A 23,988-nucleotide genomic window follows, 5' to 3' on the forward strand; every position below is an offset into this window, starting at 1 on the left:
CCGTAAGGGGCGGAGAGTGACCGCACCATGCGAATGGGCATACATCCGGCCACAGCCGAAGAGGCCCATCAGGGGGCGAATCGCATCGCCGGAGTACGTCCAGTAGCGTGACCGCTCATGCGTCTCGTCATCGCCCGGTGCTCCGTCGACTACGCCGGCAGGCTCACCGCTCATCTCCCCTCCGCTCCACGGCTGATCCTGGTCAAGGCCGACGGTTCGGTCTCCGTCCACGCGGACGACCGCGCCTACAAGCCCCTCAACTGGATGTCCCCGCCCTGCACGGTGAAGGAGTCCGAGGGGGACGCCTGCCCGGTCTGGACCGTGCAGAACAAGTCGGGCGAGAAATTGATCATCACCATGGAAGAGATCCTCCACGACTCCTCACACGAGCTGGGCGCCGATCCCGGACTGATCAAGGACGGGGTCGAGGCGCACCTTCAGGAGCTGCTCGCGGACCGCATGGAGACTCTGGGCGAGGGCTGGACGCTGATCCGCCGCGAGTACCCGACGGCCATCGGCCCCGTCGACATCCTCGGCCGTGACGAGACGGGCGCCACGGTGGCGGTCGAGATCAAGCGACGCGGCGAGATCGACGGCGTCGAGCAGCTGACTCGCTACCTCGATCTCCTCAACCGCGATCCCCATCTCGCCCCCGTCAAGGGCATCTTCGCCGCACAGGAGATCAAACCGCAGGCCCGGGTGCTCGCCTCCGACCGCGGCATCGGCTGCGTCACCCTCGACTACGACTCGCTGCGCGGCATCGAGGACGACAAGCTGCGGCTCTTCTGAGCACGCGTGTAGCGGCCACCGAAAATTGATCCGTTCTTCTGAAAAACACACAGCCGTCCGGGTCGTGTCCCTGTCACACGCCCTAGGGTGCACGAAACCGCTCGGTATGCCCGGTTAGCGTCGGGGGCTGCCGGCGCCGGGGAACCTCCCGGCCCCTAGGACCTGGGAGTTTTTCGGTGCGCATCCTGCTCGTGGCCAGCGCCTTCAACAGCCTCACCCAACGCGTGTACGCCGAACTGAGCGACCTCGGCCATCGGTTGGACACGGTGTGCGGTGGGGACGACGACGCGGTACGGGAGGCGGTGAGCCGGCACGACCCGGCACTGATCGTCGCGCCGATGCTCAAGACCGCCCTCCCCGAAGACGTCTTCTCGCGTCACGTCTGCCTCGTCGTCCACCCCGGTCCGCCCGGTGACCGCGGTCCCTCCGCCCTGGACTGGGCGATCGCGACCGGCGCCCGCCACTGGGCGGTGACGGTGCTGCAGGCGGACGCCGAGATGGACGCCGGGGACATCTGGGCAACGGTCCCGTTCGCGCTGCCGGAAGCCGGCAAGAGCGATCTGTACCGCAACGAGATGTCGGACGCCGCGGCGACCGCGGTGAAGCTCGCGGTCGCCCGCTTCGCCTCGGGCGCCTACAAGCCGCGGCGCCAGGAGGAACTCGGAGCCGAGGTGGTGTGGCGCCCGTACTTCCGTCAGGAGCGGCGGCGGATCGACTGGGCCGCGGACTCCACCGGAACGGTGCTGCGCAAGCTGCGAGCGGCCGACTCCCAGCCGGGGGTACTCGACGAACTGCTCGGCGCAGAATGGTTTCTGCACGGCGGGCATCCCGAGTCCGCGCTGCCCCTGCGCGGCGCGCCCGGCGAGATCGTGGCGACCCGCGCGGCCGCGGTGTGCCGCGCCACACGCGACGGTGCCGTGTGGATCCCCCAGTTGAGACCGAGGCGCACCCCGGGCGGACCCGCGACGTTCCGGATGCCGGCGGTCGACGCGCTGGGTCCGCGGCTGCCGGAGTCGGTGCCGGAGGTGCCGGCGCGGCTTGAGCAGGGCAGATGGGGAAGCCGCGGCTGGACGGACATCCGCTACGAGCAGCGGGGCCCGGTCGGCTTCATCTGGTTCTCCTTCCCCGGCGGCGCGATGAGCACGGACCAGTGCCGCCGGCTGCTGGCGGCCTACCGGCACGCGCTCTCCCGTCCGACGTCCGTGCTCGTCCTCGGCAGCCGCCGCGACTTCTTCTCCAACGGCATCCACCTCGGAGTCATCGAGGCGGCAGCGGACCCGGGCGGGGAATCGTGGGCCAACATCAACGCGATGGACGACCTGGTGGAGGCCGTACTGCTCACGACTGACCGGCTGGTGGTCGCCGCTCTCGGGGGCAACGCCGCGGCCGGCGGCGTGATGCTGGCACTCGCGGCGGACGAGGTGTGGTGCCGGGAGGGGGCGGTGCTCAACCCGCACTACCGGCTCATGGGTCTGTACGGGTCGGAGTACTGGACGTACACGCTCCCGCGCCGCGTGGGAGCCGTCGCGGCGGAGCGGATGACGCGTGAGGCGCTCCCGGTGAGCGCCGCGTCAGCAGCCGACGCCGGGCTGGTGGACCGTCTGGTGGCCACCTCGCCCGCGGACTTCGCCGGCGAGACATCGCGGATGGCGGCGGAACTGGCCCGCTCCCGGGCCTGGGCGGAACGCGTCGCCGGGAAGGCCGCCGCGCGGGCACGGGACGAGGCGGAGAAGCCGCTGGCGCAGTACCGCGAGGAGGAACTGGCCGTGATGCGCGGCCAGTTCTTCGGCGCGCACGAGCCCTATCACGCGCTGCGCAGAGCCTTCGTACGCAAGGAGGCCTTGCGCGGCGCGGAGGTGGCGGGCGCCGCCGGCGGCTGAGCAGCCGGCACGTGCCCCTGCGTCCGCGCTCCCTCCTTGCTATTGCTCTGCCTGTCCTGGCTCTGCCTGTCCTGGGTCGGCGTGCCTGCTCTCGGGTCCGTCCGGCCGTGGGTCAGACGACCAGGTACGAAGGGCCCGTCGAGGGTGCGAAGCCGAGGACGCCGAGGATGGTGCCGCCGGTGTCGGTGCCACCGTCGTCCGTACCGCCCCCGTCGGTCCCGCCGGTGTCGCCGCCGCCTGCGTCGGTCCCGCCCGTGTCGGTGCCACCGGTATCGGTCCCACCGGTGTCGGTCCCCCCGGTGTCGGTGCCGCCGTCGTCCGTACCACCGGTGTCGGTGCCACCGTCGTCCGTACCGCCGGTGTCGGTGCCACCGTCGTCCGTGCCACCGGTGTCGGTGCCACCGTCGTCCGTACCGCCGGTGTCGGTGCCACCGTCGTCGGTGCCACCGCTGTCGGTGCTGCCGCTGTCACCCGGGCTGCCGGTCGGCGAGCCGTCGCCGCCTCCCGGGTCGCCCGGCTCACTGCTGGAGGGGTCCTCGTCCGGCGCGGAACTGCTCTCGCTGGGCGACTCCTTGCTCGCGCTGTCGGAGGCGTCCGGGGACTTGCTGGACTCGCTCGGGCTCTCCGACTTGCTGCTCTGACTGGCGCCGGGGCTGCGGCTTCCGGGATCCTCCGCGTTCAGTTCGTTGTGGTCGTCCCGCTGCGAGGTCGATCCGGGCTTGCCGCGGTCCAGCGGGCCGCTGCCGTCGTCCGGCATCCGGCCGAGTCCCACGATCGTGGCGAGCACGGCGATCAGCACCGCACCCGCACCCGCCGCGGCCAGGTTCCTGCGGGCGCCGTAGGCGACCGAACCCCGTACGGGGTGGACGAGCGTCGGCGTCGCGTCACGGAAGGCGCCGACGGCGCCTGCGTTCGGGTTGGCGATCGACGCGGCGACCGTTCGCGCCGTCTCTGGCTCCCCTTCCCGGATGTCGCCGCGTCTGTGGCCCCTGAGGGTGGCGGCGAGCGAGTGCGTGGGTCTGTCGCCGATCTCGTACGCGACGGGTTCCGCCTGCTCCTCGTGGCCCGCCGCCGCGGCTGCGGCCGGGACGGGAGCAGCCGGAACGGGAGCTGCCGGAACGGGCTCTGCCGGGTCGGGCACGGCCCGCCGGTCCGCGCCGCCGGGCGCGACGGGGCCTCCCGGATGCTGTGCGACGAGAAGATCCGTTGTCAGGGCGAGCACCCGGCGTCCGGTGAACGTGCCCTGCTGGTCCGCGAGCGCACCGCGCATCGCGATCGAGGCCTCCAACTCGGCAGCGGCGCGCTGGAGCTGACCGGAGCAGAGTGCGAGCACTCCCAACTCATGGTGGAAATAGGCCTCTTGGGCGACTTCGCCCGATGTGCGCGCCGCCTCCAGCCCGCCGCGCAGCACCTTCTCCCAGGCGCTCCAGCGCAGCGAGGCGGCCAGCACCGGAGCGGCCGAGCGGGCCAGCAGGACCGCCGCGCTCGCGTGACCGCCGCGATGGGCGCCCTGGACGGCGGCGAGCACCGCGTCCGCCTCCGTGGCGACCCGTGCGGGCGTGACGGAGGGATGGTCGACCCACCAGCCGTAGTGATGGGCCGCCATCAGGGCGCGTCCGTCGGTGCCGTCGGCGAATCCGGCGGTGGTCAGGGCGTCGGCGACAGCGTCCGCCAGCCGGTAGTGCCCGCCCACGATGGTGACGAGTCCGGCGCGTGCCAGCTCGCCCTCCGCCTCGTCGGCCTGGCGGTCGCCCACGAGCGCGGGCAGCTGTGTGTGGTGCGGCAGTTCGCCGCCGAGGGCGAGCGCGAAGCGCAGCGCGTCACGTGCGGACGAGGAGAGCCGCTCGGCGACACGGGCGCTCATGGCGCTGGTGCGGCTGCCGCTCAGCTCGCCGGCCCGGCCGCCGTAGCGCAGCAGCGCGCCGGCCTGTACGAAGCGGAGCGGCAGACCTCCGGAGGACTCCTCCGAGGCGAGCCACATGTCCTGCGCCGCGTCGGCCTCCTCGTCCGTGAGCGGCCTTCGTACGGCGTGTTCGAGCAGTTCGAGGCATGCGGTTCGGCTGAGTCCGGTGAGCCGGAACTCCTCCACGTGGACGTCGCCGGAGGCAGGCGGGATGTCGGGAGTGGATGAGAAGAGGAAGGCGCATTCGGGGGTGGCGTCGAGGAGTTGGTCGAGGGCCTCACCGCCGAACGCGAGGTCGTCGACGATGACGACCGCGCCGATGCCCTGCAGTGCCTCGCGCATCTCCTCGTCACTGGGACGGTTGAGAGGCGCGTCGTGGACTGCGGCGAAAAGTTCCTGCAGAAGGTCGGTGGCCGTGCGGCGGTATCCGCTCAGCCACACCACCCCGTCGGGCGCGAGGTCCGCGACGTCCGCGGCGACGGCCTCCAGGAGGGTGGTGCGCCCGGAACCCGGGAGGCCCGTCAGACGTATGGAGCGCCCGCAGGCGAGCTGCCCCGCCAGCCGCTCGCGCTCCTCGTCGCGCTCGAGCATCGGTATGGCGCGAGCGCCCGGAGCGGCCGGCGACCCGGAGTGCGTGCCGCCCGGGTCCGCGGATCTGGCCGCTTCCGCCTCCGATTTACGCGCGTACAGCGAGCGTTCGCGCTGGGTGAGTCTTCGCGGTTCACCGGGAATCTCCGTGGGCGGGCAAGGTTCGACCTCGCTGCCGTCGACCGGGTTCAAGGTGAGCAGCTGTCTTCCGACGACGAGCTTCACGGGGCGTCTGCTGTACGGCTGCCCCTGTTCGGTGCCGCCGTTGCCTTCACCGCCGTGCTGTGTATTGCCGTGCTGAACCATGGTGGAATGCCCCCAGATACTCCGGTACGAGCACGCCCCGCCAGTTTCGGCTTCTCCCGTCGCAGGTCGACGCGAACGGCAGCACCGGGCGCTGCTTCCGGCACAGTATTACCGCGAGCGCTCAGGCTGAACCGCTGTGCACGTCAAGGCTTGGTGAGAATCTGGGCCTCAGAAACTGTCAAACCGCCCTCGATCGCAAGAATGCGGTGCAGCCGAGTGGCCACCAACAGCCGCTGCATCTGCGGCGGCACGTCGCGCAGCACGAGCCTTCGGCCGCAGCGGCCCGCCCTTCTGTGGGCGCCCATGATCACGCCGAGCCCGGTCGCGTCCCAGGAATCGAGTCCGGCCAGATCCAGCACCAGATCGCCGTCGCCGGAGTCGACGGCGGAGTGAAGGACCGTACGGGCGTCCGCCGCGCTCCGGACGTCGAGGCGACCCCCGACGGCCAGCTCGGCATGGTCGCCCCTGATCTGCATAACCGCTCCCCGGATGTGTTTCTGCTGCGCGTACCTTCACGTCTGAATGTCTCATCACAACTGACTGCGTTTGCAGCAACCTGGTTGCCGTCCGTGCTCGAACCGACACGGAAATCACCCTCGCGGGCGATGTTCTCTCGAACGCGCCCACGTGGAGCGGCAGTCGGTCCGCCGTATGTACGTGTGTGTCTCAGTGGTCGTAGTAACCCCGGCCGCTCTTGCGGCCGATGTCACCCGCGTCGACCATCCTGCGCATCGACTCGGGCGGCGCGAACTTCGGGTCCTGGGACTCGGTGTAGATGTTCTCGCTGGCGTGCAGCAGGATGTCGACGCCGGTGAGGTCCGCCGTGGCCAACGGACCCATGGCGTGGCCGAACCCCAGCTTGCAGGCAGTGTCGATGTCTTCGGCAGTGGCCACGCCGGACTCGTGGAGCTTCGCCGCCTCGACGACGAGCGCCGAGATGAGCCGCGTGGTGACGAAACCGGCGACGTCGCGGTTGACGACGACGCAGGTCTTGCCGACGGACTCCGCGAACTCGCGGGCCCCGGCGAGGGTTTCGTCGCTGGTGCGGTGACCGCGTACGAGCTCGCACAGCGCCATCATCGGAACGGGTGAGAAGAAGTGTGTGCCGACGACCCGTTCGGGGCGGGCCGTGGCCGCCGCGATCTTGGTGATCGGGATGGCGGAGGTGTTGGAGGCGAGGATCGCCTCGTCCTTCACCAGAGTGTCGAGCCTGCCGAAGATCTCCTGCTTCACCTCGATCTTCTCGAATACGGCTTCGACGACGACATCCGCCTCGGCGACCGCGTCCAGATCGGTGGTGGTCGTGATGCGCGCGAGAGCCGCCTCCGCGGCGGACTCCTCGAGCTTGCCCTTCTTCACGAACTTCTCGTAGGACGCCTTGATGCCGTCCGTCCCCCGGGTGAGAGCCTCACCGGTCACATCGCGGAGAGTCACGTCCCAGCCGGCCTGAGCCGACACCTGAGCGATGCCGGATCCCATGAGACCGGCACCGATGACGGCGAGCTTCTTCCCCACGACTGCCACCTGGCCCTACCTGCCCTTGCCTTTGCGTGAACGTCTGTTGGGCGGACATTAGCGCTTCGCGTAGACCTTGTGGCGCTGAAGAGACACGCGTCACGTCTCACATGGCGGACATCACACAGGGGTTGTCCGATGCGCGCCGCCTTGCGCGGATCCGGCGCCCGCGGGGTCCTTCGTCCGGCGGTCGCGCGCCGGGGCCGGAGCGGTCACGGGTCTCATCCCCCGGGCCACTGGGCGTAGTTGGGATCTCTCGCAGAACGAATGGGCCCACGGCGCCGGACAGGACAGGGGCACCTGGCCCTGGCGCCCCACTTACGGAGGACACCGGAAGCGTGCGCGCGCCGCGCCGGGCGCACGGGAAACGGTCCGGCACCGACGCGCGCGACGGCGCGGACGGCCCGGGTGGCCCGGGTGGCACCGCGGAGGTTCCCGATTCGCCATTCCTGGACGCCGCCGGGATCGGCGCCTTGTGCATTCGTGACGCCACTCCGTAGCGAACCCATGCCATCGGATTCACACTTCCGTCGCCCCGACGGCGCATTCCCCGCACAAATGCAGGTGTGCCGTTCGTCATGCCATCGACGGAATTCGACCGAAAATCCTGGCCTCGGTTCCTGGAATTTTTTGCGAAACCCGGCTCGTACTGGACAGATATGGGGTATCGCGCGCAGGCTTCTGTGGTTCCGCCGAGCCGTGCACCCGATCACGGCTTCGCAGGCAAGCACGACACAGTATTACGGAGGAGGCCGTTACATGGCCGTGGAAAGCCCTGAAGTTCCACTCCACGAGGGCGGGGACGACAAGAAACTCAAACGCGAATTCGGCACGATCGGCCTGCTGTTCACAGCGGTCGGCTCGATCATCGGTTCGGGGTGGCTCTTCGGAGCGCTCGACGCCGCCCAACTCGCCGGACCTGCGGCCATCATCTCCTGGGCCATAGGCTGCGTCATGTTCGTCATCATCGGGATGACCTATTCGGAACTCGGCACGATGTTCCCGCACTCCGGCGGCGTCGCCAGGTATCCGCACTATTCGTTCGGTTCCTTCACAAGCTTCTCCATCGGATGGGTCACATGGATCGCCGCCGCTGCGGTGGCTCCCGTGGAAGTCCTGGCAGTCGTCCAGTATTCCACCAACTACATTCCGTGGCTGCAGGAGATCAAGGACAAGGAAGCGGTCCTCACTCCCGCCGGTACCGCCGTTTCCGTCGTATTGATGGCTGTCTTCGTCATCGTCAACTTCTTCGGCGTGCGGTGGTTCGCCCGCATCAACAACATCCTGGTGTGGTGGAAGCTGGCCGTCATCGTGGTGGTCATCGCGATGTTCTTCGTGCTGAGCTTCAACCCGGACCACATCACCGCCCCCGAATACGGCGGCTTCGCCCCATACGGCTCACAAGGTGTCTTCTCGGCGGTCGCGACGGCGGGCATCGCGTTCTCATTCTTCGGGTTCCGCCAAGGCGTCGAACTCGCGGGCGAGACGGACAACCCCAAGCGGAACGTGCCGCTGACCCTCATCGGTTCCGTCGTCATCTGCGGGATCATCTACATCCTGCTGCAGATCGCCTTCCTCGGCGCCGTGCCGAGCAGCGCGATCAAGGCAGAGGGCTGGCAGGCCGTCGGGGCTCACTTCAGCTCCCACGGCGACGTGCTGGCGACGTTCGGCCCGCTCGCGGCCATCGCGGGGATCCTCGGTGCGGTGTGGCTCGCCGGCATCCTCTACGCCGACGCCATCATCTCGCCGGGAGACACCGGCCTGATCTACGCCGGCGTCACCGCCCGCATCTCCTACGCGATGGGCCGCAACGGCAACGCGCCGGCCGGCCTCTCGAAGGTGAACAAGACCGGCGTCCCGTGGGTCAGCCTCATCCTCGCGTTCATCGTCGGCTGCTTCTTCTTCCTGCCGTTCCCCGGCTGGAGCAAGCTCGTCGAGTTCGTCACCAACTCCACCGTCCTGTCGTTCGGTTGCGGACCGCTGGTCCTTCTGGCCATGCGCAAGCAGATGCCGGACCACCCGCGCCCCTTCCACCTGGGCGGCAAGTTCGGCTGGATCATCGGATTCCTCGCCCTGTGGTCGACGAACCTGATCATCTACTGGACGGGCTGGGACACCAACTGGAAGCTCTTCGTCGCGATCATCCTGGGCTACGTCCTGATGGCGGTGTACTACGCCGTCGCCAAGCAGGAGACGCCCCCGCTCGACTTCAAGCACGGATGGTGGCTCCTGGTGTGGTACGGCGGGCTCGCCGTCATCAGCTACCTCGGTGACTACCCAGTGCAGGCGGAGAAGGCCGGAAACCTCGGCTTGCTCGACTTCAACCTCGGCGCCGTCGCCTGTCTGGTCCTCACCGCCGTCGTGCTCTGGCTGGCTCTTCGCTGCGCACTCCCCACGGAGCGCGTGGAGGAGATCCTCAACAAGCTGGACGAGACCGAGGAGGCGCCGAAGGCGCACTGACCTGAGCGATCGGGAACCGGATCGCACCACCCGCGGGCCCACGGCGTACGGTGCCGTGGGCCCGCGGCCGTGCGCTGCCTGGCGGCCGTGCGGTGCCGTACGCACCACGCGGTGAGCGGAAGCGGCCCGTCCACCGCCCGCCGCGGACACGTAGTCTCGATGCATGGTCAATCTGACGCGCATCTACACCCGTACCGGCGACTCCGGCACCACCGCCCTCGGCGACATGAGCCGCACCGCGAAGACGGACACACGCATCGCGGCGTACGCCGACGCCAATGAGGCCAACGCTGCCATCGGAGTGGCCCTCGCCGTCGGCGAGCTGCCGAACGAGATCACGACGGTCCTCGTACGGGTACAGAACGACCTCTTCGACGTCGGCGCCGACCTGGCCACACCCGTCGTCGAGGAGCCGGAGTTCCCACCCCTGCGCGTCGAGCAGAGCTACATCGACAAACTCGAGGCGGACTGCGACGCGTTCCTACAGGACCTGGAGAAGCTGCGCAGCTTCATCCTGCCGGGAGGCACCGCGGGAGCCGCGCTGCTGCACCAGGCGTGCACCGTCGTGCGCCGGGCGGAGCGCTCCACGTGGGCCGCGCTGGACGAGCACGGCGACGTCATGAATCCGCTGACGGCGACCTACCTCAACCGCCTCTCCGACCTGCTCTTCATCCTGGCACGCTCCGCCAACAAGGAGCTGGGCGACGTCATGTGGGTGCCGGGCGAGAACCGCTGAGCCGGATCCGCCGCCCCGCGGCTACCCGCACCGCAGCAGGCCGGCGGCGGCCTTCGCCTTCACCACGCGCTCCGCGTCGGTCCCGACCCGGTCGCGGAACTGCTCGTCGGACCGGGCGCGTTGGAGCACGGCGTCGACCATGGCGGGCAGCTTGCCCGCGTCGACGCTGAGGGCGACCGTCCCGCCCGCGGAGAGGAACCGCAGCGCACGCTCGCCCGCGGGGACGTCCTCGACGGCCTTGGCCGCGCCGAGGTCGTCGGAGACGATGACGCCGTCGAAACCGAGGTCCCCGCGGAGCATGCCGGTGAGGATCGTCGAGGAGAACGCGGCCATGCTGCCGGCGTCGATCTTCGTGTAGCGGGCGCTGGAGATCATCACCAGCGGCTGCCGCTGTGCGGAGAGGGCCGCCCGGAAGGGTTCGAGGTAGGCGTCGTCCCGCGTGGTCACCTCGTCCTTCACATCCTTGGTGTCGTCGGTGTTCCCCAGCACCCGGCCCAGGCCCGGGAAGTGCTTCACGGCCGGTGTCACCCCGGCGTCCGTCATCCCCGCCTGGTAGGCGGTGCCGTGGGACGTGACGGCGGCGGGCGTCGTGCCGTAGTTGCGCTTCAGGAACCCGATGGGCTTGTTGTCGCTGCCGAGCTCCGCCGGGACGGTGTCGAGCACGGGCGCGAGATTGACGTTGACGCCCGCGGCGCTCAACTCCCCTCCCCAGCCCTTCGCGCGGGAGCGCAGCTCGTCGGGGCCGAGCTTGCCCTGCTCGACGGCGGTCGGCATCGCGTCGAAGCCCTCGCCCTTCAAGTGCTGGACCTTGCCGCCCTCCTGATCCGCCGACACCCAGAGCGGCACGCCGCCGGTGGTCGCCGCGGCCTGAACGCGCTCGCTCACCTGACGCGTCGCGCGGACCCCGTCGCCGGTGCCGCCGGTGAGGATGACTCCGCCGATGTGCAGGTCCCGTACGGCGGCGATCTCGGAGTTCTGAGGTGAGTCGGCGTCGACCCCGCTGATGAACAGCTGACCCACCTGCTGCTCCAGGCTCATGCCGGCCGCCTCGCGTTCGGCGCACGACGGCGCGGGGGCACGTCCGGCCGTCTCCGCTGGTGACGCGTCGTCCGCGGGCAACGCGTCCGCGGTGAGCGCCGCCGGAACGACGGCCGCAAGGGCGGCGGCACAGGCGGCGAGGGCGATTGCGCGGACGGTCGGTTTCCTCGGCATCTTCCGGGTGCCTCCAGGTCGGGCGGAGCAGGTCGGGCGGCTCGGCGGTCGTGTGCGGGCCGGACGCCGAGCGGGCCGGGCCCGGGCCGGCAGGTGTGACGGGTCCGGCACACACAGCACCGTAGGGCCCGGCGCTCGTACGCGCAGGATGCCGGGGCGACTCCCCCGCCGGTTGACCGAACCGTGCCCGCCCGGATCAGCGGTGCGCCCAATGAGCCTCCCGAACGCCCGATCACGGTATGCGTATGCCCGTTTCCGATCCGTTCCCATGTTTCGCGGGCAACCACGCGCATGAATGTGAAGACGAATGGGAAGGACCCTTTCCGATCCGTCTCACCGAGCCTTTCTTTTCACTCCGCCCGGGCTCACTCAATCTCTTAAGGAACTCTTAAGGTTGATTTGAGGCTCCCCTGAGCTTTCTCCGCGAATACTGCCGTCAGTTCGCTCAAAGAAATGTGAAGCCGCAGGTCAGGGCACATGCGGCTTCAACAACCCGCATTGCGGCGACACTTTCTGCAAAACAGCGGGAGCCAGGATGGAATGCCCCTAATCCGGACGCACAGGCATTTCCGTTCCACCGCACTGCCGGGCCGCCTGATGAGAGCTGTGCCACATTGGGGACGAGCGACCTCGTGGTTTTCGCGCGTAGATTCTGTGGGCCGGTGGGCATTTTTTGGATTCCCTTTCCATTCCGGTTTCTGTGAGTACCATCACTCGGACAAGGCCTGGACCAAGAAGCTGGTCGGAAAACGAGGGGTTGGAGTCACACATGGCCACCGATACCAAGAGGCGTACTCGCATCACCATCGCCGCCGTGGCACTGCTGGCAGGCGTGATCGCCGTGCCGGTGGCGAACGGCGCCGTCTCGGGGGACGAGGGCGTCAGCGAGGCGAAGGCTCAGGGGAAGCACTGCACGCTGAACGCCAAGTCCGGCAAGACCGAGTGCTTCGAGAGCATCGACGCCGCGACCGGCATACCGGGCAGCAAGCGTCTCCTCGACGCATCCGCCGGCAAGGCGAAGGCGGACGGCGAGACCCGTGCGGGCGATGAGCCGGTGGCGTCCTCCGGCGTCTCGACGAAGGACGAGGGCGGCGCGATCATCGGCGCGACCATCTTCAAGGACACCAAGTACGGCGGCGGGTCACTGACCATCACCAACGCCGAACTCTGCGACGGGGACGCCGACGACGTGGACTTCCAGATCGACCTCGACGACGAGTGGAAGAACAAGGTCTCGTCCATCCAGCCGTGGGGCAACTGCACGCTCAACCTGTTCTCGGAGCCCGGACTCAGCGGTGAGCGTGACGGTCCCTTCGACGAACTGACGCCGAACCTCGGCGAGGTGATGGACAACCGCACACAGTCCATCAGCTTCAGCTGAGACGCGGTGCGCGGAGAGATCCGTCCAAGAGACGTCAGCCTTACCCCCACCCTCGTCGGAGGCACCATGAACCGCCGCAACAAACTGTCCCTGCTGGTGGTCGCAGTCGCCACCCTGGGCGCCACAGCGATCGCACCGTCGTCAGCGCAGGCAGACGAAGAGCAGCCAACGACCAGAGAGCTGCTCGAGCAGTGCAACAACGGCACCGACAAGTGCATCTTCCACCCGTCCGGAGCACCGGTCGACTCCATGGGCGAGGCGCACCAGGTCGGTGACAGCGCCTTCAACTGCACCAAGGACCTTCAGCGTTCGGCCGTCTCCTGGTCCGACACCACCGGTGAGACCAACACCGTCGGTGTCTCCATGAGCGCCGAGTACGGCTTCACCGACCTGTTCAAGGTCACCATCCAGGCGAGCTACGAGCACTCCTGGCAGAGCTCGCACACCGAGGAGCAGCAGACCAACGTCGAGGTCAAGCCCGGCGAGGTCGGCTGGATCACCCGCGAGGCCGCCATGGAGGAGGTCCGGGGCACGTACGAGATGCACTTCGAGGACCGCTTCTACGGCCACCACATCTGGTACGTCCCCTTCACCGCCAAGGGCCCGAAGTCCGACGCGCCCAGCACGAAGACTCAGCACACCCGGAAGATGACCAAGAAGGAGAAGAAGCAGCACTGCGGCTGACGCACGGTCCACGTTCCTCGAAGCCGCGCACCCGGGCGGGTCACCTCGCCCGCGAGGTCCTTCGATGAGCTCGGCCCGGACATCGGCAATGTGATGAACAACCGGGCGCCGGCCCATCGGCTTCGGCCGATGGACAGCGCACGCAGAGACGCTCCCAGCAGCCACTGGGCCGCCACCCCCACCTCGCCGGAGACACCATGACCCGCCGCAAGAAGCTGTCGATGCTGGTGGTCGCCATCACGACCGCAGGCGCCACAGCCCTCTTCCCCGCAGCCGCGCAAGCCGAAGACGAAGAGCAGCCCACCACAAGGGAGTTGCTCGAGCAGTGCGACAACGGAACCGACAAGTGCGTCTTCCACCCCTCCGGTGCGCCCGTCGACTCCATGGGCGAGGCGCACCAGGTCGGTGACAGCGCCTTCAACTGCACCAAGGACCTTCAGCGTTCGGCCGTCTCCTGGTCCGACACCACCGGAGAGACCAACACCGTCGGCGTCTCCATGAAGGCCCAGTACGGCTTCACCAAGCTTTTCAGCGTGACCATCGAGGCCAGCTACAACCATTCGTGGGAGAGCTCGCACACCGAGCAGCAGCAGACCAACGTCGAGGTCAAGCCCGGCGAGGTCGGCTGGATCACCCGCGAGGCCGCCATGGAGGAGATCCAGGGCACGTACGAGATGCACTTCGAGGACCGCTTCTACGGCCACCACATCTGGTACGTCCCCTTCACCGCCAAGGGCCCCAAGGCCGACGCGCCCAGCACCAAGACCCAGCACACCCGGAAGATGACCAAGAAGGAGAAGAAGCAGCACTGCGGCTGACCCCTCCCGCGGCCTTCCGGCTCCCCGGATCGCCACCCCCCACACAATCGGCCCGGCCCCGCGCTCCCCTGCACGCGAGGCCGGGCCGTTCCCCGTGTGCGACCGTGCGGGCACCCGTTCTATGGTGAAAAGAGGAGTTCTGTACCTATTCGCACCCGTCTGGGGGCGGCATGAGCACCAAGGACAACAGCCCTGAGCAGGGGGAACTGGAAGAGTACGACGAGGAGTACTTCGAGCCGTACGACGCCGAGAGCGGCGACGAATATCCCGATGGGCACCCCGAGGGGAACGGCCGGAGCGAACTGTCCCCGGTGACACGTAGCGAGGAGCCGGACGTACTGCTCGACGTGCCGCAGCTCCACGTCGACGAGATCGGTCTGGAGGTCGACGACCTGCGTGCCCGGGTGTCCCTTCAGGCCGAGGTGCTGGACATGCTCAAGCTCAACGTGGGCGCGGACGTCGCCCTGGGCAGGGTCCAGCTGGACATCAAGGGTGTGGACGCACAGGCCCTGCTGAAGGTCCGCCTCGACAACGTCGCCCAGGTCATCGGCCGGGTGCTGTCGACGATCGACCGCAACCCCCAGATCCTGGAGCAGATCACCGCGGGCCTCGGCTCCGCGACCCGAGAGCTGGGCAGCGGGGCGGGCGAAGCCGTCGGCGAGCTCGGACGGGGAGCGAGTTCGGCGGTCGAGGACATCGGTGAAGGCGCCGGAGACACGGTCAAGGAAGTCGGCAAGGGCGCCGGAAAGGCCGTCGAGGACGTCGGCGAGGGTGCCGGTAAGGCCGTCGAGGACGTCGGCGAGGGCGCCGGAGAGACCACGAAGCAGATCGGCAAGGGCGCGGGAAAGGCCGTCGAGGACGTCGGCGAGGGAGCCGGAGAGACCACGAAGCAGATCGGCAAGGGCGCGGGCAAAGCCGTGGAGGACGTCGGCGAGGGAGCGGCGGAGACCGTGGAGGACGTCGGTGAAGGCGCCTCCGAGACGGTCCAGGACGTCGGCGAAGGCGCCGCGGAGACCACCAAGGAGGCGGGCCGCAGCGCCGGCCGGACGGTCGACGAGGCCGGACGGACGGTACGCGAGGCGGGTAGTACGGCCACACGCACCGCGAAGAGAGCAGGTGAGGGAGCCGGCCGCCGCTCGGCCCGGTCCGAGGAGCGCCCCAAGCGCCGCCCCGCGAGCAGGCGCGATCGCGACGAGCCGCCATGAAACGGCAAGGAGCACACGGACGGCCGGGACGGGAGCGCGAACAGGGACAGTCCACCTGCGCGCCCTGACATCGAACTGACGACGTCTACCGCCGCCGACCGGCTTCGCTTCGGCCGGGAACCCGAGACCGAGATCCGCTTTCACGGCTCGCCCGGCCACGAGTCCTTCTCGGGCAGCGACCGTACGAACCTGCCCGAGCATGTCGAGGCCGGCACCGACTACCACGACGTACGGGTGCACCACCGTCTTGCCGCCGCGCTGAGCCGCGTACGGCACCACCGGTCGCGGGAGGCCGGCGGCTACCAGCAGTAGGTGCTCCTGGCGGGCGGGTCACCGACCGGGGCGTGGAGGTGGAAGCGCCCGCCCGGAGACGGCAAGGCGAAGACGGACCCTGCCGGCCCCTGACGGCCCCGGGCCGATCGGACCGTCCTGCCTGACCGGTCAGCGACCTCCGCCGACCGCGCCGGACGCGTCGCGATCGCGTTCGGGGTGTGCGCGGCCCGTCCCCGGCTCCCGCTTCGGCCAGATCGTGTAGCTCAGCGCGATGACCAGGCTGATGCCCGCGACCACGCCCATCCGTCCCTGCCACATCCGCAGCGACTCGCTCTGCCCCGCGTCGCCCACGTACCAGGCGGCCAGTTGCAGCAGCGCCGCGGCGATCGCCGCCGCCCCGATGGCACGCGCGCTCATCTTCCACTCGTGGACGGCCCGCGCCATCCCGTACCGGGGCGGCCTCACGGGCGCCGGGCCGCCGCCGAAGCGGTGCAGGAAGTGGCCGTCGGCCCACTTGATCATGTAGTGACCGTGGGTCGCGGTGAAGCCGATGTAGACGGCGGCCAGGCCGTGCTTCCAGTCGGGCTGCGCTCCCCCTCGCAGGTCGATGGCCGTGACGACCAGCAGGACCAGCTCCAGCAGCGGTTCGCACAGCAGCACCGCAGCCCCCGTGCGCGGCATGCGTGCCAGATAGCGCAGCGCGAGCCCGCCCGCGAGCAGCACCCAGAACGCGACCTCGCAGATGATGATCAGCGTGACGATCACGCCTGTCCCCCTTGCCTCGACATCACCTCCACGATCCCGGCCGGGCAGGCTCGTACGCATCCTCACCAGCGATGATTCGCCGCGACCGCCCTGCATCCTTCGATGTACCGCGAGTCGCCGCAGGCTGGTCCCCGAGGCCGACGACCGCGTCCGGCCGTCGTGCTGAGATGGACCCATGCCACGCCGCCCGTCCCTGCTGCCGCCGCCGTGGGTGCGTCCGCACCGCGACGGCGTGCTCATCGCACTCGCCGGTCTTGTCGGCGGGTTGGTCCTTTGGCGGTTCGGCCTCTACAACAATCCGCGGGTGGGCGCGAGTTACGGCGCCTGGCTGCTGCTGCCCCTCACCGTCATGTGCCTCGCCGCCCTGTGGCGCAGATCGGCTCAGCCCTGGGCGCTGGTGGTGGCCGTCGCCGCGCTCGCGTCGGATTTCGCGATGGGGTCGCTGCTGGCCACCGTGATCGTCTTCACCGACGTCGTCTACGCCGCGGTGCTGTACGGGCCGCCACGTCTGTCCCGCACGCTGCTGCCCGCGAGCGTCGCGCTGACGGTCGCGGTGACCCTAGGGCTGGTGGCCGTCATCCGTACCCCCTCGACGCTGCTGCTCGGCGCGTTCTGCGCGGGCATCACGATCGCGCCCGCCTGGACGGGCGTCGTCATCCGCGACCACCGGAACGCCGCCGCGGCCGAGCGGCTGCGTGCCGAACAGACCGCGCTGCTCGCCGAGATGGACCGCGTCCAGGCCGTGACCGCCGAACGTGGCCGCATGGCACGGGAGTTGCACGACCTCGTCGCCAACCACCTGTCCGCCATCGCGATCCACTCCACGGCCGCCCTCTCCCTGGATCCTCCCGACGAAGCGGCGACCCGCGACTCGCTCCGCATCATCCGCGAGAACAGCGTGCAGGGCCTCGCAGAGATGCGGGGCCTCATCGGGCTGCTGCGTGACGCGTCCGGCGACGGGGCGGAGCCCGCGGCCTCCCCGACGCTCGCCGGGCTGGACTCACTCATCGAGCGGGCGCGCGCCGGCGCGGGCAACCCAGGGCTCAGCTTCGCGCTGCGCGACGAGCGCGGAGCGACGGGCTCGGCTCTGCCCGCCCCCGTCGAGCTTGCCGCGTACCGGGTCGTGCAGGAGTCGGTGACGAACGCGCTGAAGCACTCGGCTCCGGGCACCGTCACCGTGGAGCTGACGCGCGACGCCCGTACGCACGGCCCGCTCACGGTCCGCGTCACGAGCCCCCTCCGCGACCTGCTCGGTGCCGGGCGTGAAGGCCCGGACGGGACGCCGGTCCCGCGCGCCCCCGGCTCCGGCTCGGGCCTGATCGGCATGCGCGAGCGCGTGGAACTGCTGGGCGGGGCGCTGAGCGCCGGGCCTTCGAACGCCTCCCACGGACGCACGAAGGTCTGGGAGGTACGGGCCGAACTGCCCGTCGAGGAAGGGAGTTTGCCGTGACGGCGGACGACGGCACACGGCCCACGGTCCGCGTCCTCGTCGCCGAGGACCAGCTGTCGGTACGGGCAGGTCTCGTCCTCATCCTGCGCGGCGCCACCGGCATCGAGGTGACGGGCGAGGCAGGGGACGGCGAGGAAGCGGTCCGCCTCGCCCGTGAACTGCGCCCTGACATCGTGCTGATGGACGTCCAGATGCCGCGTCTGGACGGTGTCTCGGCCACCGCGCGCATCACGGGCGAACAGCTCGCGGACGTTCTGGTGCTGACCACCTTCGACCTCGACGAGTACGTCTTCGGGGCACTGCGCGCCGGGGCGTCGGGCTTCCTGCTGAAGGACAGCGAGGCCTCGCAGGTCGTCGACGCCGTACGCACGGTGGCGCGCGGCGAGGGCCTGATCGCTCCCGCGGTGACCAGGCGGCTGATCGCGGAGTTCGCCCGTCCCGGAGGGGCGGGACGGCCTCCCGTCCCGAGGACGGGAAGCGCCGCACCGGGCCTGGACGAGCTGACCCGACGCGAGCACGACGTGCTGCTCTGCCTCGGGGAGGGGCTGTCCAACGCGGAGGTGGCGCAGCGCCTGGGCATGGCAGAGGCGACGGTGAAGACCCATGTCAGCCGGCTGCTGGGCAAGCTCGGGCTGCGCAGCCGCACGCAGGCGGCGGTGCTGGCGCAGGAATCGGGCCTCACGAGGGGCTGAGGCCGGGCCGACGGGGGGCGCGGCGCCGAGGTCGCCCGGAGGCTGAACGACCGTGCTCCGCACGAGTGTCCGTACCCGCCCGCAAGCGGTTGCGGGCGCGGGCGGACAATCGGTCCGTGAACGATGTGACGACACCGGCGCGCGTGCCGCGGAACGGCCCACCGTGGGTGGAGTGATAGCAGGATTCGCGGTCATCACCTGCGTCATCGCGACCGGCTATCTCCTCGGCCGACGGGGGCTGCTCGGCACCAACGGGCCGGAGATCCTCACCAGGCTCGCCTTCCATGTGGCCACGCCCGCGCTGCTGTTCGAGACCATGGCCAGGGCGGATCTCCGCGTGCTGGTCTCGGGCCAGGTCCTGATAACGGCGCTCAGCACCTTCGCCGTCGCCGCGGTCTACTGCGCGGTGGCGGCGCTGCGGCGCTGGCCTGCGGGTGAGAGCACCGTCGGCGCCATGTGCGCGAGCTACGTCAACGCCGGCAACCTGGGCATCCCCATCTCCGCGTACGTCCTCGGCGACGCCTCGCTCGTCGCGCCCGTGATTCTCTTCCAGCAACTGGTGGTCTCCCCTGTGGCGTTGACCGCCCTCGATGTCTTCTCCGCACCGGACGAGCGCAGCGGACCCCTGCGGCTGCTGACGACCCCGTTCCGCAACCCGGTGGTCATCGGCTCGCTCAGCGGCGTCGCGGTGGCGGCCACCGGCCTGCCCCTTCCGGGCCCGGTGCTCGAACCGTTCCACCTGGTGGGGGCCATGTCCGTGCCCGCGGTGCTGCTCGCTTTCGGGATGTCCCTGCGGGGCAGCGCCGTCCTCTCACGTGAACACGACCGCTCCCCGGTCCTGCTGGCGGTCGGCTGCAAGGCGGCCGGTCAGCCGCTCGTGGCGTGGGCTCTCGGAACGGCCGTCTTCGATCTGCCGCGTCCTGCCCTCTTCGCGGTCGTGGTGACCTCCGCCCTGCCCTCGGCGCAGAACCTCTTCACGTACGCCTCGCGGTACGGGACGGGCACGCGCATCGCCCGCGAATCGATCCTCATCTCGACCCTGGCGGCGGCGCCGGTGCTCGTCCTCGTGGCAGCGCTGCTGGGCTGATCAGCCCGCGGCGGATTCGCGGAGCGCCGAGAGCCCGGCGGCGACGGCGGGATGCTCCGCGCTCCCCCGCCGCACACAGGCGACCACCTGCCGATGGGGCTCGCGATCTCGCTGCAGCTGCTCGGCCCCGTGTGCCTGGCCGCGATCACCTCACGAAGCGGGCGGGACCTGCTGACGGCGGGAGCGGCTGGAGCGGGTGTGTGGCTCTTCCATGTCCGCGACGGAGCTCACCACCCCGCGCAGGGCGTGCTGTGGGCTCTCGCAGCGGGCGTGGCGATGGCCGCGTATCTGCTGCTCAGCAGGCGCGTGGGCGAGAAGACGGCGGGTGGTGCGCCGCTCGCGTCCGCTCTCGTATGGGCGACGCTCGTGACCCTCCCGTTCGGGACGGCGGAGCGCCCGGCGACGCTGCTCGAACCAAAGGTGCTGGTGAGCGGTCTGGCCGTGGCGGTCGTGTCGGCGGTGCTGCCGTACTCCCTCGAACTGGCCGCGCTGCGACGCCTTCATCCCCGTACGGTCGGGGTGCTGCAGAGTCTCGAACCGGCGGCGGCCGGAGCGGCAGGGGTGGTCGTCCTCGGTGAGGGTCTGGGGCTCGTGCAGTGGCTGGCTCTGGGCTGTGTGGGAGCGGCGAGCGCAGGCGCCGTGCTCTCCCGCGGGCCCGGCCGGAAGGCCGGGCTTCTCAGGCCGCGTTCTCCTGCTCAGGCGACGTTGACGCGCTGGCCGGGCGGTGCCGCCTCCAGCCAGGCGAGGAACCCGGTGAGCGCGTCCTCGCTCATGGCCAGCTCGACGCGGGTGCCGTGCAGGGAACACGCGAGGATCACGGAATCGGAGAGCAGGGCCAGCTCCTCCTCGCCCTCGGGGTTCCGCCGCTGCAGCACCTCGATGAGGTTGCGCTCCAGAAAGCGGCGGGGGCGCGGCGCGTAGGAGAAGACCCGGAACCACTCGATCTGGTCACCGTTGTAGCGCGCGACGCCGTACGCCCAGCCCTTGCCGTCCACGAGCGGGGGAACGGCTTCCGCCGGTGCCTCATCGGTGTACGCGGCGGGCTGTGGTGCGTTCCAGCGCAGGTTGCAGTCGAACGTGCCCCCCGAGCGCTGAAGCAGGCGGCGCCGCAGCCCGAAGGCGAAAAGACCCAGTGCCAGCAGCAGGGCCACGCCGACCAGTGACAGAACGAGGACCATCATCACCGACCTCCTCGCACTCTCTCGTACCACGCGTGGCGCGGTGCTCCCGGAGCCGTGAGATCTTGTGGATCCCGCGTCCCCCTCTGTATTGGCTCAGCCGCGGGTAGCTCCGGGGTGACCCGGAACAGCCCGCGGCTGAACTTCGTACCTGTCGTGCCCGGCTCCGTGCAGGGCGTCGGCCGCCTCCTCAGCGGACCGCCACCGCTCGCTTGCGGACCTCGGCACGCCGTTCGGCGGCGGCGTCGTCCTCCGACTTCGCACGCTCCAGCGCCCGCTCGGCACGTTCGACGTCGATCTCGTCGGACAGCTCGACGACCTCCGCCAGCAGCGACATCTTGTCGTCCGCGAAGGAGATGAAGCCGCCGTGCACCGCGGCCACCACGGTGCCTTCGCCGGTCTCGCCGGCCGTGCGGATGATGACCGCGCCCGGCTCCAGCACGCCGAGCAGCGGCTGGTGGCCCGCCATGACGCCGATGTCGCCGGACGTGGTGCGCGCGACGACCAGGCTGGCCTCGCCGGACCAGACCTTGCGGTCCGCGGCGACCAACTCGACGTGCAGCTCAGCCACTGTGGCTCCTTCGTAGGTTAGGAAAAGGATAAGGGGTGCGGGGACGGGGACGGGCCGAAGGGCTGTGCCCCGCGGTCCGGCCCCGTCTCGCGCCGGACCCGGGCGTCAGGAGACGCCGAGGTCCTTGGCCTTGGCCTTCAGGTCGTCGAGGCCACCGCACATGAAGAACGCCTGCTCCGGGTAGTGGTCGAAGTCACCATCGGCGATCGCGTTGAACGCCGTGATCGACTCGTCCAGCGGAACGTCCGATCCGTCCATGCCCGTGAACTGCTTCGCCGCGTGGGTGTTCTGCGACAGGAAGCGCTCGATACGGCGGGCCCGGCTGACGGTGAGCTTGTCCTCCTCGGACAGCTCGTCGATGCCGAGAATCGAGATGATGTCCTGGAGGTCCTTGTACTTCTGCAGGATCCCGATCACGCGGTTCGCGCAGTCGTAGTGCTCCTGCGAGATGTAGCGCGGGTCCAGGATCCGGGACGTCGAGTCCAGCGGGTCCACCGCCGGGTAGATGCCCTTCTCCGAGATCGGCCGCGAGAGCACCGTCGTCGCGTCGAGGTGCGCGAACGTGGTGGCCGGAGCCGGGTCGGTGAGGTCGTCCGCGGGCACGTAGATCGCCTGCATGGAGGTGATGGAGTGACCACGCGTCGAGGTGATGCGCTCCTGGAGCACACCCATCTCGTCCGCCAGGTTCGGCTGGTAGCCCACCGCGGAGGGCATGCGGCCGAGCAGCGTGGAGACCTCGGAACCGGCCTGCGTGAAGCGGAAGATGTTGTCGATGAAGAACAGCACGTCCTGCTTCTGCACATCGCGGAAGTACTCCGCCATGGTCAGACCCGCGAGGGCGACCCGGAGGCGGGTGCCCGGCGGCTCGTCCATCTGACCGAAGACCAGCGCGGTCTGCGGGAGAACGCCGGACTCGGCCATCTCGTCGATGAGGTCGTTACCCTCACGCGTGCGCTCGCCGACACCGGCGAACACGGAAACGCCCTCGTGCAGCTTCGCCACACGCATGATCATTTCCTGGATGAGAACGGTCTTGCCGACGCCGGCGCCGCCGAACAGGCCGATCTTGCCGCCCTTGACGTACGGGGTCAGCAGGTCGACGACCTTCAGGCCCGTCTCGAACATCTCGGTCTTGGACTCGAGCTGGTCGAAGGCGGGGGCCTTGCGGTGGATGGACCACCGCTCCGTTACCTCGGACTCGGCCTCGGGGTCGTTGAGGATCTTGCCCAGGGTGTTGAACACCCGGCCCTTGGTGACGTCGCCGACGGGAACGGTGATGCCCGCGCCGGTGTCGGTCACCTCGGCCTGGCGGACCAGACCGTCGGTGGGCTCCATGGAAATGGCCTTCACGAGACCCTCGCCGAGGTGCTGTGCGACCTCGAGGGTGAGGGTCTTCTTCTTGCCCGCCTGGGCCGGGTCTGCGACCTCGACCGTCAGCGCGTTGTAGATGTCGGGCATCTGGTCGACGGGGAACTCCACGTCGACCACCGGGCCGATGACGCGTGCGACGCGGCCCGCCGCCGTGGCCTTCTCAAGAGTTTCGGTCATGGTTAGCGGTCACTCCCCGCAGAAGCGTCAGCCAGCGCGCTCGCGCCACCGACGATCTCGCTGATTTCCTGGGTGATGTCGGCCTGGCGGGCCGCGTTGGCAAGCCGCGTGAGCGACTTGATGAGGTCTTCGGCGTTGTCCGTCGCCGACTTCATCGCACGCCGGGTGGCGGCGTGCTTGGAGGCGGCGGCCTGCAGCAGCGCGTTGTAGACGCGGCTCTCGACGTACCGCGGCAGCAGTGCGTCGAGGACCTGCTCGGCCGACGGCTCGAAGTCGAAGAGCGGACGGACCTCCGGGCCTCGCTTGATGTTCTCCTGGATGACCCCGGCCGACTCCTCCGCGGTCTCCTTCAGGCTGAGCGGCAGCATCCGGTCGTCGACCGGCGTCTGCGTCATCATGGAGATGAACTCCGTGTACACGATGTGGAGTTCGTCCACGCCGTTCTCGGCGCCCGTGTCGCTCTGGATCGCCTCGATGAGCGGCGCGGCCACGGCCTTGGCGTCCGCGTACGTCGGGTTGTCGGTGAAGCCGCTCCAGGACTCCCTGATCGCACGCTCACGGAAGCGGTAGTACGTCACACCGCGGGTGCCCACGATGAAGTTGACGACTTCCTTGCCCTCGCCGATCAGCCGGTTGGTCAGCCGGTCGGCCGCCTTGATGGCGTTGGAGTTGTAGCCGCCCGCCAGACCGCGGTCGCTCACGATGAGCAGGACCGCGGCCCGAGTCGGGTGCTCGGCCTCCGTGGTGAGGGCGTGCTTCACGTTCGAGCCGGTGGCGACCGCACGCACGGCGTTGGTCAGCTCCTCGGCGTACGGCTCGGAAGCCGCCACCCGGCGCTGCGCCTTGATGATGCGCGACGCGGCGATCATCTCCATCGCCCTGGTGATCTTCTTGGTCGCCGTGACGGACTTGATCCGCCGCTTGTAGACCCTGGTCTGAGCGCCCAT

The 23,988-nt window shown here is 69.6% G+C and carries 20 protein-coding genes and 1 pseudogene; 12 read left to right on the forward strand and 9 right to left on the reverse strand.

The window, feature by feature from the left end:
• Window positions 1-117 precede the first annotated feature (117 nt).
• Both nucS and G4Z16_RS09045 read left to right on the forward strand, forming a co-directional pair.
• A complete protein-coding gene (nucS, locus tag G4Z16_RS09040) occupies window positions 118-789 on the forward strand; it encodes an endonuclease NucS (protein WP_197350351.1) in 672 nt (223 codons plus the stop codon).
• Window positions 790-965: 176 nt separating this feature from the next.
• The gene (locus G4Z16_RS09045) at window positions 966-2,669 is read left to right on the forward strand and encodes a hydrogenase maturation protein (RefSeq protein ID WP_197350352.1); all 1,704 of its coding nucleotides are present in this window, start codon (window positions 966-968) and stop codon (window positions 2,667-2,669) included.
• Window positions 2,670-2,781: 112 nt separating this feature from the next.
• Here the strand turns inward: G4Z16_RS09045 and G4Z16_RS09050 are convergent, their stop codons facing one another.
• The 3 genes from G4Z16_RS09050 to G4Z16_RS09060 form a co-directional block, all read right to left on the reverse strand.
• A complete protein-coding gene (locus G4Z16_RS09050) occupies window positions 2,782-5,466 on the reverse strand; it encodes an ATP-binding protein (RefSeq protein WP_197350353.1) in 2,685 nt (894 codons plus the stop codon).
• A 143-nt stretch (window positions 5,467-5,609) separates the two neighbouring features.
• Window positions 5,610-5,942 carry an STAS domain-containing protein gene (locus G4Z16_RS09055; protein ID WP_028435210.1) on the reverse strand — a complete coding sequence of 111 codons (333 nt, stop codon included), beginning with the start codon at window positions 5,940-5,942 and terminating at the stop codon, window positions 5,610-5,612.
• 190 nt (window positions 5,943-6,132) lie between these two features.
• Complete coding sequence (locus tag G4Z16_RS09060; protein ID WP_197354267.1) at window positions 6,133-6,981, reverse strand: 3-hydroxyacyl-CoA dehydrogenase family protein; 849 nt, start codon at window positions 6,979-6,981, stop codon at window positions 6,133-6,135.
• A gap of 759 nt (window positions 6,982-7,740) precedes the next feature.
• Between G4Z16_RS09060 and G4Z16_RS09065 the strand changes: the two genes are divergently transcribed.
• Entirely contained in the window at window positions 7,741-9,441 is a 1,701-nt protein-coding gene (locus G4Z16_RS09065; protein ID WP_197350354.1) for an APC family permease, read from the forward strand.
• Between the two features lie 163 nt (window positions 9,442-9,604).
• A complete protein-coding gene (locus G4Z16_RS09070) occupies window positions 9,605-10,177 on the forward strand; it encodes a cob(I)yrinic acid a,c-diamide adenosyltransferase (RefSeq protein ID WP_197350355.1) in 573 nt (190 codons plus the stop codon).
• Window positions 10,178-10,198: 21 nt separating this feature from the next.
• On the opposite strand, the gene G4Z16_RS09075 is transcribed toward G4Z16_RS09070, so the two are convergent.
• On the reverse strand, window positions 10,199-11,389 hold the full coding sequence (locus G4Z16_RS09075) for a glycoside hydrolase family 3 N-terminal domain-containing protein (protein WP_246530750.1): 1,191 nt from the start codon (window positions 11,387-11,389) through the stop codon (window positions 10,199-10,201).
• Window positions 11,390-12,158: 769 nt separating this feature from the next.
• On the opposite strand from G4Z16_RS09075, the gene G4Z16_RS09080 reads away from it, so the two are divergent.
• From G4Z16_RS09080 to G4Z16_RS32395, 4 genes are all read left to right on the forward strand, one after another.
• On the forward strand, window positions 12,159-12,770 hold the full coding sequence (locus G4Z16_RS09080) for a hypothetical protein (protein WP_197350356.1): 612 nt from the start codon (window positions 12,159-12,161) through the stop codon (window positions 12,768-12,770).
• Window positions 12,771-12,836: 66 nt separating this feature from the next.
• The gene (locus G4Z16_RS09085) at window positions 12,837-13,454 is read left to right on the forward strand and encodes a hypothetical protein (protein ID WP_197350357.1); all 618 of its coding nucleotides are present in this window, start codon (window positions 12,837-12,839) and stop codon (window positions 13,452-13,454) included.
• Window positions 13,455-13,651: 197 nt separating this feature from the next.
• Complete coding sequence (locus tag G4Z16_RS09090; protein WP_197350358.1) at window positions 13,652-14,272, forward strand: hypothetical protein; 621 nt, start codon at window positions 13,652-13,654, stop codon at window positions 14,270-14,272.
• A gap of 170 nt (window positions 14,273-14,442) precedes the next feature.
• Window positions 14,443-15,477, forward strand: coding sequence for a hypothetical protein (locus G4Z16_RS32395; protein ID WP_246530751.1), 1,035 nt, complete (start codon window positions 14,443-14,445; stop codon window positions 15,475-15,477).
• A 441-nt stretch (window positions 15,478-15,918) separates the two neighbouring features.
• Here G4Z16_RS32395 and G4Z16_RS09100 read toward each other — a convergent pair whose 3' ends face one another.
• On the reverse strand, window positions 15,919-16,515 hold the full coding sequence (locus tag G4Z16_RS09100) for a hypothetical protein (protein ID WP_197350359.1): 597 nt from the start codon (window positions 16,513-16,515) through the stop codon (window positions 15,919-15,921).
• A gap of 175 nt (window positions 16,516-16,690) precedes the next feature.
• Between G4Z16_RS09100 and G4Z16_RS09105 the strand changes: the two genes are divergently transcribed.
• The 4 genes and pseudogenes from G4Z16_RS09105 to G4Z16_RS32400 form a co-directional block, all read left to right on the forward strand.
• Entirely contained in the window at window positions 16,691-17,965 is a 1,275-nt protein-coding gene (locus G4Z16_RS09105; protein ID WP_197350360.1) for a sensor histidine kinase, read from the forward strand.
• On the forward strand, window positions 17,962-18,657 hold the full coding sequence (locus G4Z16_RS09110; protein WP_197350361.1) for a response regulator: 696 nt from the start codon (window positions 17,962-17,964) through the stop codon (window positions 18,655-18,657). Before G4Z16_RS09105 ends, G4Z16_RS09110 begins: the two co-directional genes overlap by 4 nt.
• A 163-nt stretch (window positions 18,658-18,820) precedes the next feature.
• Entirely contained in the window at window positions 18,821-19,744 is a 924-nt protein-coding gene (locus tag G4Z16_RS09115; protein ID WP_197350362.1) for an AEC family transporter, read from the forward strand.
• Between the two features lie 276 nt (window positions 19,745-20,020).
• Window positions 20,021-20,317 (forward strand): annotated as a pseudogene (locus G4Z16_RS32400) (EamA family transporter); the annotation flags it as partial.
• 122 nt (window positions 20,318-20,439) lie between these two features.
• Here the strand turns inward: G4Z16_RS32400 and G4Z16_RS09125 are convergent.
• The 4 genes from G4Z16_RS09125 to G4Z16_RS09140 form a co-directional block, all read right to left on the reverse strand.
• Entirely contained in the window at window positions 20,440-20,922 is a 483-nt protein-coding gene (locus tag G4Z16_RS09125; protein WP_197354269.1) for a DUF2550 domain-containing protein, read from the reverse strand.
• 190 nt (window positions 20,923-21,112) lie between these two features.
• On the reverse strand, window positions 21,113-21,493 hold the full coding sequence (locus tag G4Z16_RS09130; RefSeq protein ID WP_197350363.1) for a F0F1 ATP synthase subunit epsilon: 381 nt from the start codon (window positions 21,491-21,493) through the stop codon (window positions 21,113-21,115).
• Window positions 21,494-21,598: 105 nt separating this feature from the next.
• A complete protein-coding gene (gene atpD / locus G4Z16_RS09135) occupies window positions 21,599-23,041 on the reverse strand; it encodes a F0F1 ATP synthase subunit beta (protein WP_197350364.1) in 1,443 nt (480 codons plus the stop codon).
• Window positions 23,042-23,043: 2 nt separating this feature from the next.
• The gene (locus G4Z16_RS09140) at window positions 23,044-23,988 is read right to left on the reverse strand and encodes a F0F1 ATP synthase subunit gamma (protein ID WP_197350365.1); all 945 of its coding nucleotides are present in this window, start codon (window positions 23,986-23,988) and stop codon (window positions 23,044-23,046) included.

Origin of the sequence: Streptomyces bathyalis (assembly GCF_015910445.1) — a bacterium.
GTDB classification, from domain to species: domain Bacteria; phylum Actinomycetota; class Actinomycetes; order Streptomycetales; family Streptomycetaceae; genus Streptomyces; species Streptomyces bathyalis.